General features: G+C 71.6%; 14 protein-coding genes and 1 riboswitch. Of the genes, 6 read left to right on the forward strand and 8 right to left on the reverse strand.

The window, feature by feature from the left end; genetic code table 11:
* A partial coding sequence (locus ACWDS7_RS40415; protein WP_451933580.1) for an ABC transporter ATP-binding protein occupies positions 1-1,555 on the forward strand: 1,555 nt, incomplete at its 5' end.
* Positions 1,556-2,193: 638 nt separating this feature from the next.
* Here ACWDS7_RS40415 and ACWDS7_RS40420 read toward each other — a convergent pair.
* The gene (locus ACWDS7_RS40420; RefSeq protein ID WP_306862786.1) at positions 2,194-2,472 is read right to left on the reverse strand and encodes a hypothetical protein; all 279 of its coding nucleotides are present in this window, start codon (positions 2,470-2,472) and stop codon (positions 2,194-2,196) included.
* 269 nt (positions 2,473-2,741) lie between these two features.
* Here ACWDS7_RS40420 and ACWDS7_RS40425 point away from each other — a divergent pair, with 269 nt between their 5' ends.
* Positions 2,742-3,035 carry a Dabb family protein gene (locus ACWDS7_RS40425; protein WP_451933581.1) on the forward strand — a complete coding sequence of 98 codons (294 nt, stop codon included), beginning with the start codon at positions 2,742-2,744 and terminating at the stop codon, positions 3,033-3,035.
* A 10-nt stretch (positions 3,036-3,045) separates the two neighbouring features.
* Here ACWDS7_RS40425 and ACWDS7_RS40430 read toward each other — a convergent pair whose 3' ends face one another.
* The 6 genes from ACWDS7_RS40430 to ACWDS7_RS40455 form a co-directional block, all read right to left on the reverse strand.
* The gene (locus ACWDS7_RS40430; protein WP_306862792.1) at positions 3,046-3,270 is read right to left on the reverse strand and encodes a DUF6458 family protein; all 225 of its coding nucleotides are present in this window, start codon (positions 3,268-3,270) and stop codon (positions 3,046-3,048) included.
* A gap of 52 nt (positions 3,271-3,322) precedes the next feature.
* Positions 3,323-4,543: an adenylosuccinate synthetase gene (locus tag ACWDS7_RS40435; RefSeq protein ID WP_451933582.1), complete on the reverse strand. Its 1,221-nt coding sequence runs from the start codon at positions 4,541-4,543 to the stop codon at positions 3,323-3,325.
* Entirely contained in the window at positions 4,540-5,496 is a 957-nt protein-coding gene (locus ACWDS7_RS40440) for a hypothetical protein (RefSeq protein WP_306862797.1), read from the reverse strand. The genes ACWDS7_RS40435 and ACWDS7_RS40440 overlap by 4 nt, the downstream gene beginning before the upstream one ends.
* Positions 5,497-5,761: 265 nt before the next feature.
* Entirely contained in the window at positions 5,762-6,727 is a 966-nt protein-coding gene (locus ACWDS7_RS40445; RefSeq protein ID WP_451933583.1) for a lipopolysaccharide kinase InaA family protein, read from the reverse strand.
* On the reverse strand, positions 6,724-7,458 hold the full coding sequence (locus ACWDS7_RS40450) for an NUDIX hydrolase (RefSeq protein ID WP_451933584.1): 735 nt from the start codon (positions 7,456-7,458) through the stop codon (positions 6,724-6,726). The genes ACWDS7_RS40445 and ACWDS7_RS40450 overlap by 4 nt, the downstream gene beginning before the upstream one ends.
* Before the next feature lie 235 nt (positions 7,459-7,693).
* Entirely contained in the window at positions 7,694-9,517 is a 1,824-nt protein-coding gene (locus ACWDS7_RS40455) for an acyl-CoA dehydrogenase (RefSeq protein WP_451933585.1), read from the reverse strand.
* A 205-nt stretch (positions 9,518-9,722) separates the two neighbouring features.
* Here ACWDS7_RS40455 and ACWDS7_RS40460 point away from each other — a divergent pair, with 205 nt between their 5' ends.
* The 4 genes from ACWDS7_RS40460 to ACWDS7_RS40475 all read left to right on the forward strand — a co-directional run bounded on the left by ACWDS7_RS40460 (position 9,723) and on the right by ACWDS7_RS40475 (position 11,876).
* Positions 9,723-10,532: a class I SAM-dependent methyltransferase gene (locus tag ACWDS7_RS40460; RefSeq protein WP_451933586.1), complete on the forward strand. Its 810-nt coding sequence runs from the start codon at positions 9,723-9,725 to the stop codon at positions 10,530-10,532.
* Positions 10,528-10,593, forward strand: a riboswitch (guanidine-III (ykkC-III) riboswitch). It overlaps the preceding gene by 5 nt.
* Before the next feature lie 16 nt (positions 10,594-10,609).
* Positions 10,610-10,933 (forward strand): DMT family transporter, encoded by a 324-nt coding sequence (locus ACWDS7_RS40465; protein WP_306862811.1) that lies wholly within the window; start codon positions 10,610-10,612, stop codon positions 10,931-10,933.
* A 64-nt stretch (positions 10,934-10,997) separates the two neighbouring features.
* On the forward strand, positions 10,998-11,366 hold the full coding sequence (locus ACWDS7_RS40470) for a VOC family protein (protein ID WP_306862814.1): 369 nt from the start codon (positions 10,998-11,000) through the stop codon (positions 11,364-11,366).
* 42 nt (positions 11,367-11,408) lie between these two features.
* Positions 11,409-11,876: an SRPBCC family protein gene (locus tag ACWDS7_RS40475; RefSeq protein ID WP_451933587.1), complete on the forward strand. Its 468-nt coding sequence runs from the start codon at positions 11,409-11,411 to the stop codon at positions 11,874-11,876.
* A 22-nt stretch (positions 11,877-11,898) separates the two neighbouring features.
* Here the strand turns inward: ACWDS7_RS40475 and ACWDS7_RS40480 are convergent, their stop codons facing one another.
* Positions 11,899-12,366 carry a hypothetical protein gene (locus ACWDS7_RS40480; RefSeq protein WP_451933588.1) on the reverse strand — a complete coding sequence of 156 codons (468 nt, stop codon included), beginning with the start codon at positions 12,364-12,366 and terminating at the stop codon, positions 11,899-11,901.
* Positions 12,367-12,581 lie beyond the last annotated feature (215 nt).

The raw sequence follows: 12,581 nt of genomic DNA on the forward strand, positions 1-12,581 counted from the left end.
CCTGGGGGCGTTCTGGACCCCCGCACTCATCTGGCTCGGCCTCGTGGTCGTCGCGGGCGCGGCCTCCTTCACCGGCGCCTACGCCACGGCCCTGGGCGGCGAGCGCTTCCTGCTGAGGTTGCGGGGCGAGGTGTTCTCGCACCTGCAGACGCTCACCCCGGACTTCTTCGACAACCGCCGCCTGGGCGACCTGATGGCCCGGCTCACCGACGACATCGAGGCCATCGAGGAGTTGGTCGGCTCCGGCGTGGTCCGGCTCCTCACGACGGTCGCCAGCGTGATCTTCTTCGCCGGGGCCGCCTTCTACATCCGGTGGGATCTCGCGCTGGTGACGTTCGCGATGGTCCCGGCGTTCCTGATCGTCTCCAAGGTCTTCGCGTCGAGGTTCAGGCGGGTCGCCGCGCGCGAGCGGCTCAGCAACGGAGCCATGAACAGCGTCATCGAGGAAGGGCTGGCCAACCAGTCCCTCGTCCAGGCGTACAACCGCCAGGAGACCGAGGCGCGCCGGCTGCACGCCGAGGGGCACACCTGGCTGCTGGCCAACGTGGCCCAGGCCCGGCTGTCGGCACTCTACGGGCCGGTCGTCCAGGTCATCGAGACCGTCTGCCTGCTCGTCATCATGGGATTCGGCGCGTGGGAGATCGCATCCGGCCGCCTCACCATCGGCGGGCTGCTCGCCTTCGCCGCCTACCTCGCCTATCTCTATCCGGCGGTGCAGAACCTGGGGCAGATCGCGCTCACCGTCTCCGAGGCGGCGGCGGGCTCCGACCGCGTCATCGAGATCCTGCGCACCCGGCCCGCCGTCACCGACCGCGACGGGGCGGTCCCTGCGGCGGCGCCGAGCCGCGGCCGGATCGACTTCGAGGAGGTCGGCTTCACCTACCCGGGAAGGACCGTCCCCACGCTGCGGAACCTGTCCTTCAGCGCCGAGCCGGGCGAGCTCGTCGTGTGCACCGGGCCCAGCGGCGCGGGCAAGTCCACCCTCACCAAGCTCCTGCTGCGGTTCTACGATCCCACCGTCGGGCGCATCCTCCTCGACGGAGTGGACATCCGCGACCTGCCGCGCCGGTCGCTGCGCGACAACATCACCATCCTCCAGCAGGAGAATCTGCTCTTCTCCGGGACCGTGCGCGACAACATCGCCTACGGCCGCCCCGGCTCCGGCATGGACGACATCGTCCGGGCCGCCGTCCTGGCGGACGTGCACGACTTCATCGGCACGCTGCCGCAGGGGTACGACACGCCCATCGGGCAGCGCGGCCGGCTCATATCGGGCGGGCAGCGCCAGCGCGTCGCCATCGCCCGGGCGATCCTGCGCGACGCCCCCGTGCTCGTCCTCGACGAGCCGATGACCGGGCTCGACGCGCGCACCGCGGCGCGGATCATGGAGCCTCTCCGGCGTCTCATGTCCGGCCGCACGACCATCCTCATCACCCATGACCTCCGCCTCATCCCCGAGGCGGCTCACACGATCGTCCTGGGAACGGCCCGGGACGCCGGCCGCCCGAGGATCAGCCTGTTCAGGCGCCGTGGCACGGCGGCCCGTCCGCTCTGAGGGACCGTCTCCGAGGGCCCCGCCCGCTCTGGGAGGGGCCCTCCGTCCGCTCTGAGGGACCCGTCCGCTCTGGGGAGGGGCCCTCCATCCGCTCCGGGACGGGCTCCGGAGCCTGAGGACTGAGAACACGGCGGCCCGCCCGCTCCGGGACGGGCTCCGGGGCCTGGAGGACTGAGAACTCCGGGCCCAAGGGATCGGGAGCTCCGGAGGCCGAGAGGCCGACAAAGGCGCGCCGCCTCCCGTCGCCGGAGAGGACCGCCTTCCACTGCCGGAGGGGACCGCCCCCAGGCGGCGGGGAGAACGCGGTGAGCCCGCTCCTGGGAACGGTGGCGCGCTCCTGGGAACGGTGGCGCGCTCCTGGGAACGGTGGCGCGCTCCTGGGAACGGTGGCGCGCTCCTGGAAACAGTGAGCCCGCTCCTGAAAACAGTGAGCCCGCTCCCGGAAAGGAGCGGGCTCGACGGCGGAGGCGGATGCTCCATCGGGTTTCACCCTCGGGTGTGGGTCCGTCGGATAAACGCCTCTGTTTTCCGGCCCGGGTTTCCCCGGGCCGGCCGGGGAGGGGACGTGCTCTCGCCCCGGTCATGTGTGATCCTGCGCCGGCGGCCCTATTCGGGGAGCCGGCCGGTCCGTCCCCGGTCTACCACCAACCGCCCCATCCACTGCCCCAGCCGCCCCAGCCGCCCCCGCCCCCGCCCCAGCCACCGCAGCCCCCGCCCCAGCCGCGACAGCGGCAGCAGCGGCGTCTCCAGCAGCCGCAGCCGGTGACGAAGCTCGTGGCCGTGGTGGCGGTCTGGGCGGCCGGGGTCGACGCCGCGGGCGTGACCGAGGCTCCTGCGGGAGCTGCCGCGAGTGCTCCAGCGAGGAGTCCCGCGCCCATCATGCTCGCGACGAACGAGGCGGCAGTCTTGGTTTTCATGCGATCCTCCGTTTTTCACGCGAAGACGGATCCGTCCTCATGGATTGCCGGACAATCCACAGCGTGCCGGAGGAGGAGCGATCAAGACACCGCAAAGCACTTATGCTTTGGCAAAGCACCGCAGAGGTGCATAAATAAGAAATAAATTGTGCATATCACCCTATTTCGGACAAATAGTTCTACCCACGCTAAATGGGATTTAGTCCCCGCTGTCCGGCCGCTGTGGGCGTGGCCGTACGCTGGCTGGGAACTCGAATGAAGGGAAGATCATGTTCCGGCATGTCGTGCTTTTCACCTGGGCCGAAGGGGCCACCGATGAGCAGAGGGCCGCGGTCGCGGCCGAGCTGGGCAAGCTGCCGGAGGTCATCGCGGAGATCCGCGCCTACGACATCGGCGCCGACGCGGGCGTGAACCCGGGCAACCACGAGTTCGCGGTCGTAGCGGACTTCGACAGCCTCGACGACTATCTCGTCTACCGTGACCACCCGGTGCACCAGGCCGTGATCGCCGAGCACATCAAGCCGATCCTGGCCTCACGGGCGGCCGTGCAGTACGTCTTCTAGGCGCCGCGCACTAGGCGTCCGGCGGGGTGTTCTCGCGGTGCATCAGGCGGTCGTCCGACGTCTGCCCGCGCTTGGGGGCCAGTACGACGCTCAACACGATCCCGACAGCGCCGACGATCATGAAGATCAGGCCGATGACGTCGATGTGCACGTCCTCGCCCAGGACGTCGGGCTCGATGGCGAAGCGGAGAATGGCGCCGAGCGTGAGAAAGAAGATGCTGACCCCGACACCCATCAGGTCCTCCGGACGCGAGTAATGGTCAGGTAAAGGGAGCGTGCGTGGTTGGTCATACCCTTTCGGGGGCGATCACACTACTCAGGCGGACCTTGTCTGCGGCGGTGGGTCCGGCCGATCCCAGGCAGACCGGGACGCCCAGGGCGTCGGCGACGGCCCCGGGCCAGTCGCCGGCGTCGATGCCGCCGGCGTAGCGGGGGCGCGCCCTCAGCACCCGCCCGGTCAGCCGGGCCTGCCGGTCCAGGTCGCCCGGGGGCCCCGCCGGCAGCTCGCCGATGTCGTAGGAGACGCACATCCGCGACACCGGGGCGTCCAGGTGGGTGAGCGCGAGCGCGTCGGCGCCGCCCGCGACCGCCAGCGCGTAACGGTGGGCCACCGCGTCGAAGTGGCCCACCCGGAAGGGCCCCTGCCACGGGCCGTCCGCGTTGTGCGCCTCGGCCGCCTCCAGCTCCGGATCCTCGGTGACCAGCGGACCGGGCCCGTGCCGGGTGGTGTAGGTGCGCAGCACGCCCAGCCGTACGGCGGGCACCCCGTCGAGCAGGGCCAGCGCGTTGGCGAAGGTCGTCGTGCTCCACGTCGTGTGGGGGTGGAAGCCGTGCCACTCGTCGAGCAGCACGCCCTGCGCCCCCTCGAAGACCACCGGGCGCCCGCGCAGCAGGGCGGCCGTGTAGGAGGAGTCCACCAAGGCCACCCGCTCGGCGAACGCCCGGTAGGCGGCGACGCAGTCCTCCACGGCGGGCCCGGTCACCCCCAGCGCCTCGCGGAGCGCGCGCAGCTTGCGGGTGAGCAGCGCCGGGTGCTCGCAGTCGCCGGCGGTCGGCCCGAGGCCCGGATGGCCCAGGGCGTAGGCCATGGTCTCGCCGACGCCCATCCCGCACGACCCGTGCCGGTCCGCCCCGCGCGCCAGCTCCCGGGCCCGCCCCGCCGCCACGTGGTACGGCGTGGCGAGCAGGGCGTCCCGGTCCACCGTGAGCAGCCCGAACGGGTCCGGGACGCCCAGCCCGGCCAGATGCGCGGCCTCCGGGGCCAGGGCGAGCGGATCCACGACCATGAACCTGGACAGGTGGGTCGGGACACCCCGGAGCGTCCCGGACCCGAACTGGGCGAAGGTGTGGTGCCGCCCGTCGGGCAGGACGACGTTGTGCCCGGCCTGCCCGCCGCCGTTGAACCTGACGACCGCCTGGACCGGCCCCTGGGCGCAGAGCCAGTCGACGACCGTGCCCTTCCCGGCGTCGCCGTAGCCCAGGTCGACCACGATCACATGCTCGCTCACAGCCGGATCACGCCGCTGCCGCCGCGGAGGTCGAGCTCCCCGCCCACCACCGGCGCGCCCCGCTCCAGCCTGGCCAGGGCCCTGCCCACCGCGGCCCCCGCGGCCGAGCCGAGGTCACCGAGGTCGCCGAGCCCCTGGTCCAGGTCGATGGCGTCCTCGCCGAGGCCGACCGTGAGCGCGATCGTCTCGCAGACCGCGTCCAGGTCGTCCAGCTCCAGCACGTTCTGGCCGAGCAGCTTGCGCCAGGCGGCCAGCGTGTGGCTGTCGCCGGCGTAGCCGGACCCGGCGGGCAGGATGTAGTAGACGTCGTAGATCCTGGTCAGCTCGGCGACGATCTCCTCGGTCGTGATGTCCCGCCCGAGGCTGTCGCCGATCACCTTGCCGACCTCGCGGCGCTTGACCTTCGGGTAGGGGAGTTCGTCGCCGATGATGAACAGGTAGCCCCGGCGCCCCCGCTTCTCGAAGCAGTCGAGCGAGGTGTGCCTGGCCATGAAATACATCGCCAGCTCGTACGACTCGGTCCGCTGGCCGCCGCCCCCGCCCTCCAGCAGGATCTTGCCCAGATCCTCGTCCATCCGGTTGTCGGACTCGAACTGGCCGATCTGCAGCGGGGCCCGGTCGCAGGTGGCGTCGCCGATCGCGCCGAAGAGGATCTGCGGGTCGGCGGCGTAGCCCTTGCGGAGCAGCAGGCCGAGCAGGTCGGGCAGCTTGGTCTGGAGCGTGCGGGGCACCCCGCCCATCGAGCCGGTCACGTCGAACAGGACGGCGACGGCCACGGTGGCCGGGTGCTCGTCGGAGTCACGGCTCTCCCGGGCCGCCACGCCGTACGGGTTGAGGTCGTCGTGCACGGTGCGCGCGCCGCTGTCGCTGTAGGCGAAGGCGCTGGCACCGCTGGCCGCGCGGTAGCTCGCGGCGGCGGCGTAGACGTCGGTGGACCAGATTCCGCTTCCCATGGGGACCTCCCGAGGCCGGGCAGACGTTATTCTCAACTAGAGACAATCTCAGTATGAGAATAACTTGGGGCCGCGTCAACCCGCTCCGGCGCGGACCATCGAGCTCCTGGCCTCCCTCCGTGACGGGACATGACACCGCCGCTGCGGCGCCGCCTCCGTGCCCAGGCGTGACGCCCGCCCGCCGTACGGCCGCCCCGGAGGACCCCCGTACGGCCGCCCCCGGGAGGTCCTGCGCGGCCGGTCCCGGGAGGTCCCGCGCCGGAGGTCACAGGTGGAGGGGCCGGTACCTCCTGGGGCCGTACAGGTCGTCGAGCAGGTCGTCGAGCTCTCGCAGGAGCCGCCAGGCGTCGCGCGGCGGGCCCACCAGGCTCCCCCGGACGAAGGCGCGGATCGGGGCGGGGGCCTGGTCACCCATGAGCGCGGCGACGCAACGGGTGGCGAGGTGGATGTCGGTGGCCTGGGTCGCCGGTCTCCTGGCGAGGACCTCGGGCGGGTAGTCGTCGCGGTGCCGGGCCACCAGGGCGGTCAGCGGCCTGCCCAGCGGGACCGACTGGCCCCAGTCGACGAGGATCAGCCCGTGGTCGATCGGGTGGACCAGCACGTGGTGCCCGAACACCGCGCCGTGCACCACCCCCGCGCGATGGGCCGTCCCGACCGCCACCAGCAGCCGCCGCCAGATCCACGCGACGTCCCTCGGGTCGAGCACCGGACGCCGCCGGGCGATCTCCGCCAGGCTCACGAACCCCTCCGGCGCCCGGCTGATCACGTTGGCCTGCCGCTCGACCCCGCCCGAGCGGTGCCGGAAGGACTCCACCAGGCGGGGCACGTACGGCAGCAGCAGCGGATCGCCGTCCCGCGCGATCGTCGTGAGCGCCTCCGCCTCGCGCCGCATCAGGTCGTTGTCCATGTGGCTGTGCGGGATCTTGAGCAGCGTGTCGCCGTCGGTGCCGTACAGCACGGCCGAGGCTCCGCGCCGGAACACGCCGGTGAGCCGGTAGGTGCCGCGCCTGGTGGTGATCACCGTCTCGGCGGCCCGGCCGGCCCGGTCCCGCGCCGCCCACAGCCCCGCGAGCTTGACGAAGGCCGTCGCGGCGTCCGGCCCGGAGGCGAGGTCGGGATGGAGCAGCCGCGCCAGCCGCCGGTACGCCCGGTGCGGGGCCTCCCGGCCGAACAGGTCGTCCGGTGTGCGTGCGGCGGCCACCAGGGCGACCGCCTCGGCCGTGGTGGTCATCTGACCTCCTCCTCGCGGGCGGGCCGCAGCAGCGCGGGGTGCAGGAGCCGGGCGTCGCCGGCCCGGTAGAGCCTCGCCCGGGGGCCGCCCCGGGCTCCGCCGCTCTCGGTGGTCTCCCCGGTGCTCTCCACGAATCCGGGGACCGACAGGACCTTGCGGTGGAAGTTGCCCGCGTGCAGCGGCAGGCCCCAGACGGCCTCGTAGACGCCGCGCAGCTCGGAGATCGTGAACGTCTCGCCCACGAACGTGGTGGCCAGCGGGGTGTACTCCAGCTTGTCCCGCGCCCGCTCCAGCCCGTGCCCGAGGATGCGGCCGTGGTCGAAGGCCAGCTCCGGCAGCCGGTCGGCGCGGTGCCAGGCGGCGTCCGCCGCGTCCGTACCGGGGCGGGGATCGGGCAGGTCGGGCGCGAAGGCCAGGTAGGAGACCGACACGATCCGCATCCGGGGGTCCCGCTCCGGGGCCCCGTAGCTGGCGAGCTGCTCGATGTGCGCCCGCGGGGTGAGCCCGGTCTCCTCGGCCAGCTCCCGCGCCGCGGCCTCCGGCAGATCCTCGCCCGGCCGGATGAACCCCCCGGGCAGCGCCCACTGCCCCGCGTAGGGCTGCTCGCCCCGCTCGACCAGCAGCACCTGCAGCGCGCCCTGGCGGATGGTCAGCGCCACCACGTCGACCGTCACCGCGACCGCCGGGAAGGCCCGCGGATCGTAGCCGGCCGGGAACTGGGATCCGTCCATCGCATGTCCTCCCCATCCAAGATAATCTCAATATGAGAATAACTTGTCCCGTGTGTCAACGCGCCTCCCCGCTTCCCCGCGTCCGCGTGGAGGGGCGGGAGATCTGTGCGTAGAGCTGGAGGACTCTGTGCGGGGAGGGGGCGGGGGCGGGGGAAATGGGCGAGGGGCGCCCCTGTGGAACAGGGACGCCCCTCGTCCGGCCTGCCGCGGGAGCAGATGGCCGGGGTGGGAGAGGTCAGAAGGCCTCTTCCGGGAGCTCCATCAGGTCCTGGCCGGTGGCGGCCAGCACGCGGCGCTCGGCGGCGAGCCTGGGCAGGACGGTCTGGGCGAAGAACGAGGCCGCGGCGACCTTGCCGGTGTAGAAGGGCTTGTCGCGGTCGGAGGAGCCCAGCGCGGCCAGTGCCACCTCGGCCTGGCGCAGCAGCAGCCAGCCGATCACCAGGTCGCCCAGGGCGAGGAGGAACCGGGTGGTGTTGAGGCCGACCTTGTAGACCTCCTGCGGCGTCTCCAGCGAGCCGATGGCCCAGCCCGCCATGGTGTCGGCCATGGCCTTGACCTCGTCGGCGGCCTCGTCGAGGAGCTTGCGCTCCTCCTTGAGGCGGCCGTTGCCGGCCTCGGAGGCGGCGAAGGACTTGATGTCGCCGTACAGCGCGCCGAGGGCCGCGCCCTGGTTGCGCAGGACCTTGCGGAAGAACAGGTCCAGGCCCTGGATCGCCGTCGTGCCCTCGTAGAGGGAGTCGATCTTGGCGTCCCGGATGTACTGCTCGATCGGGTAGTCCTGCAGGTAGCCCGAGCCGCCCAGGGTCTGCAGCGACCGGGCCAGCAGCTCGTAGGAGCGCTCGGAGCCGACGCCCTTGACCAGCGGGAGCAGCAGGTCGTTCATCGCCTCGGCGTGCTCGTCGCGGCGGCCCTCGAAGCCGGCGATCTGCACCGCGTCCTGGTAGGTGGCGGTGAGCAGGACCAGCGCCCGCATGCCCTCGGCGTACGACTTCTGGAGCATGAGCTCGCGGCGCACGTCCGGGTGGTGGGTGATGGTCACGCGCGGCGCCGACTTGTCGGCCATCTGGGTGAGGTCGGCGCCCTGCACGCGGGCCTTGGCGTACTCCAGGGCGTTCAGGTAGCCGGTGGAGAGTGTGGCGATCGCCTTGGTGCCGACCATCATCCGGGCGTGCTCGATGATCATGAACATCTGCTTGATGCCCTCGTGCACCTCGCCGATCAGCGTGCCCACGGCCGGGTGCTTCTCGCCGAAGGTGAGCTCGCAGGTCGTGGAGACCTTCAGGCCCATCTTCTTCTCGACGTTGGTGACGTAGACGCCGTTGCGCTCGCCGAGCTCGCCGGTCTCCAGGTCCACGTGATACTTCGAGACCAGGAACATCGACAGCCCCTTGGTGCCCACGCCGTGCCCCTCGGGGCGGGCCAGGACCAGGTGGAAGATGTTGTCGGCCATGTCGTGCTCGGCGCTGGTGATGAAGCGCTTGACGCCCTCGATGTGCCAGGTGCCGTCGGGCTGCCGGACGGCCTTGGCGCGGCCGGCGCCCACGTCGGAACCGGCGTCGGGCTCGGTGAGCACCATGGTGGCGCCCCACTGGTTGTCGATGGCCAGCTGCGCGTAGCGCTTCTGGTCCTCGGTGCCGATCGCGTGCATCACGTGGGCGAAGGCCGGGCCGCTGGCGTACATCCAGATCGCCGGGTTCGCGCCGAGGATCATCTCGGCCAGCGCCCAGTTCACGCTGTTGGGCAGGCCGGGGCCGCCCATCTCGGCGGGCAGGCCGATGTTGGTCCAGCCGGCGTCGCGGTAGGCGGCGAAGGACTTCTTGAAGCCCTCCGGCATCGTCACCGTGCCGGTGGCGGGGTCGAAGACCGGGGGCTTGCGGTCGCCCTCCTCGAAGGAGTCGGCGAGCACGCCGGTCGCCAGGCGGTTGACCTCGTCGAGGATGGTCCGCACGACGTCCTCGTCAAGGTCGGCGTAGGGGCCGGTGCCCAGGATGTCCCGGCGCCCGAACACCTCGAAGAGATTGAACTCCAGGTCACGGATGTTGCTCTTGTAGTGGCCCATGGGGTCTGCTCCTTGAAACCGGGGGAACCGGGACTCTTACATACTGGCCAGTAACCTTACCGACAATGCTACCCGTCAGTAACCCCTAGAAAACCGTACTGATAGGACGTTTGTCACACTCCTCCGGGGAAGGTCAGGTGACCTGGGCGACTCCCGGCCCTGACGTTGATCGACCGGCCCGGCGAATTTTCCTAAGCTCGGCCGCATGGACGAACAGTGGCGATCGGACCTCGCCCAGTGGGCCATCCCCGACGAGATCGTGGCGCGGGCGCCGGAGAACCCCTGGGGGCATTCGCCGGCCCGGTTCGCCGGACGGACCGACCTCGCGCTCGCGGAGCCGGAGGGGCCGACCCTCGCCCGGACCGCCGAGGCGCTCCCGGCCGGGGGGACCGTGCTGGACGTCGGCGCCGGCGCCGGGGCCGCCTCGCTGCCGCTGGCCGGGAGCCTGGGGGAGTTGATCGCGGTCGATCCCTCCGCCGACATGCTGGCCGAGCTGACGTCCCGGGCGGACGCGCTGGGCGTCCCCGTCCGGACCGTCCGGGGCCGGTGGCCCGACGTCGCGTCCGAGACCCCGGTGGCGGACGTGGCGGTCGCCGCCCACGTCGTCTACAACGTGCCCGACCTGGCGGCCTTCCTCACCGAGCTGTCCGGCCACGCCCGCCGCCGGGTCGTCCTGGAGCTCACCGAGCGCCATCCGATGAGCTGGCTCACCCCCCTGTGGGAGCACTTCCACGGCCTGCGCCGCCCGGAGCGGCCCACGGCCCACGACGTGATCGCCGTCGCCGGGGCGCTGGGCCACGAGGTCCGCCACGAGTGGCGGCCGGCCCCGCTGAGCCGCTTCGGCACGCTGGAGGAGCTGGCCGAGAGCGCCTGCCGGCGGCTCTGCCTCGGTCAGGACCGGGCCGCAGAGGTCATCGCGGCGGTGGTCGAGCTGGACATGTGGCCGCTGCCGCGCGAGCGGTGGTTCACACTCTGGTGGGAATCAGGAGGAGACCCGCGGCGTTCCAGCAGATGAGCCCCCGACGGGAGGCTCCCGGACGAGACGCGCCGTACCCGGCCTGAAAAGACGACGCTCCTGTGGAGGGAGCCGTCATGGCTTGGGTCATCATCATCGTCGCGGGTCTGTTCGAGGTCGCGATGGCCTACTCGCTCAAGATGAGCCACGGGTTCTCCGTGCCGCTGCCGAGCGTCGGATTCGTCGTCTTCGCAGTGCTCAGCTTCGGCCTGCTCGCGGTCGGTCTCAAGAGCCTCGAGGTCGGTACGGCCTACGCCGTCTGGACCGGCATCGGCGCCGTCGGCACCGCGTCGCTGGGCATGCTGTTCCTCGGCGACGACGTGTCGTTCCTCAAGATCGCTTCGATCGCTCTCATCCTCGCCGGAGTCGTCGGCCTCAACCTTGCCGGCGGCGGGCACTGATCCCGCGCGGGTGCCACCGCTAACCGGCTTGACGACTTAGGTGGTGTCGCGATTGGGTGTGCGCATGATTGACGTTCACTTCGTGACTTTCGACTGCGCCCAGCCGTACGAGCTGGCGACCTTCTGGAGCGAGGCCACCGGCTGGGTGATCCACCCCGACGGCGGCAAGGAGGACGACGAGATCCTTCTCCAGGGCGCGCTGAACATGCTGTTCATCCGGGTCCCGGAGGGCAAGACGGTCAAGAACCGCGTCCACCTGGACGTCACCGGGTCCGAGGGCACCACCCGCGACCAGGAGGTCGAGCGGCTGCTCGGGCTCGGCGCCACGGTCCACGACGACCGGCGCAACCCCGACGGCACCGGCTGGGTGACCATGCTCGACCCGGAGGGCAACGAGTTCTGCGTCTGCCGCGCGGGGTACGAGAAGGCGTAGCAGCCCTTGCCGGAGTGATGTTCTGTCGGACATGCTGCGGTCATGAGCCCCCCGAGCGCGTCCGTGAGCATCCAGATCGCGGCGCCGCCCGCGGTGGTCTACGACCTGGTCACCGACATCACCGACATGGGTGACTGGAACGTGGAGTGCGAGCGGGCCCGATGGGTCGGACCGGTCCGGGAGGCGCGACCCGGGGCCAGGTTCCGCGGGCACAACAGGCACGGGCGGCGGCGCTGGTCCACCCTCTGCACGGTGATCACCGCCGAGCCCGGCCGAGCCTTCGCCTACCACGTCCAGGCCGCCGGTCTGATCCACGTGGCCGTCTGGCGCTTCGGCATCACGCCCACCGAGACGGGCTGCCACGTGGAGCAGAGCACCTGGACCACCCGCAACCCCCTCATGCGGGCCGTCGGCCGGCTCGTCACCGGTGTCCGGGACCGGGTCGCCCACAACGAGGCCAACATGCGGCGGACCCTGGAGGGCATCAAGCGGGTGGCCGAGCGGGCGTGAGACGCCGGCGGGACGGACCCGCTCAGCCACCGTGCGGCAGGGACGACTGCCCCCGCCCCCTGAGGGTCAGGGCCAGGACGGCGGTGACCAGATACACCGCGACACCGCCCTGGAGCGCGTCCAGCGCCGCGCCGAAGACGCCTTCGTCGTCGACGATCAGCTGCACGGGATACATGAGTGCGGCGGCGCCCAGCGCCGGGTAGAGGGAGAACCGCCAGGGGTGGCGCAGGGCCCAGAGCCGGGCCTGCCGGGTCACCCGGTCGCCGGTCTTGGGCCTGCTGACCGAGCCGACCGCCGCGATCAGCGTGAACAGGCCGATGCCGAGCGACAGAGCCCAGGTGAGGCTGGCGTCCCCGGGCAGGATCAGGCCCAAGCCGAAGCTGGCGGCCGCGGCCACGCCGCCGGTCACCGCGGCGGCCTTCCACGGCGCCCCGCGCAGGGCCGCTCCGGCGAGGGACATCTCGTCACGTCGAGTCAGTTCGTCGTTCATGGCATCAGACTGCCCTTCCGAGCCCCTTGTCCACATCGGGGAGCAACCCTGACCCGCCCCTGAGCTCCGTCCCCCCGATAAGTTGGCCGCCATGGCAGTGAACTTCCGTACCGCCCGGATAGAGGACGTCCCGCTGATCGTGGGCATGATCGCCGACGACACCATCTCCGCCGCCCGCACCGGCGACTTCGGTGCCGAGCACCGCGCCGCCTTCG

The organism is Streptosporangium sp. NPDC003464 (assembly GCF_053588315.1).

Excerpts from the sequence above, each read along its gene's own strand:
- ACWDS7_RS40420 (WP_306862786.1), bottom strand. The coding sequence starts at position 2,472 with ATGAAAACCAAGACTGCCGCCTCGTTCGTCGCGAGCATGATGGGCGCG.
- ACWDS7_RS40425 (WP_451933581.1), top strand. The coding sequence starts at position 2,742 with ATGTTCCGGCATGTCGTGCTTTTCACCTGGGCCGAAGGGGCCACCGAT.
- ACWDS7_RS40430 (WP_306862792.1), bottom strand. The coding sequence starts at position 3,270 with ATGGGTGTCGGGGTCAGCATCTTCTTTCTCACGCTCGGCGCCATTCTC.
- ACWDS7_RS40440 (WP_306862797.1), bottom strand. The coding sequence starts at position 5,496 with ATGGGAAGCGGAATCTGGTCCACCGACGTCTACGCCGCCGCCGCGAGC.
- ACWDS7_RS40445 (WP_451933583.1), bottom strand. The coding sequence starts at position 6,727 with ATGACCACCACGGCCGAGGCGGTCGCCCTGGTGGCCGCCGCACGCACA.
- ACWDS7_RS40450 (WP_451933584.1), bottom strand. The coding sequence starts at position 7,458 with ATGGACGGATCCCAGTTCCCGGCCGGCTACGATCCGCGGGCCTTCCCG.
- ACWDS7_RS40455 (WP_451933585.1), bottom strand. The coding sequence starts at position 9,517 with ATGGGCCACTACAAGAGCAACATCCGTGACCTGGAGTTCAATCTCTTC.
- ACWDS7_RS40460 (WP_451933586.1), top strand. The coding sequence starts at position 9,723 with ATGGACGAACAGTGGCGATCGGACCTCGCCCAGTGGGCCATCCCCGAC.
- ACWDS7_RS40465 (WP_306862811.1), top strand. The coding sequence starts at position 10,610 with ATGGCTTGGGTCATCATCATCGTCGCGGGTCTGTTCGAGGTCGCGATG.
- ACWDS7_RS40470 (WP_306862814.1), top strand. The coding sequence starts at position 10,998 with ATGATTGACGTTCACTTCGTGACTTTCGACTGCGCCCAGCCGTACGAG.
- ACWDS7_RS40475 (WP_451933587.1), top strand. The coding sequence starts at position 11,409 with ATGAGCCCCCCGAGCGCGTCCGTGAGCATCCAGATCGCGGCGCCGCCC.
- ACWDS7_RS40480 (WP_451933588.1), bottom strand. The coding sequence starts at position 12,366 with ATGAACGACGAACTGACTCGACGTGACGAGATGTCCCTCGCCGGAGCG.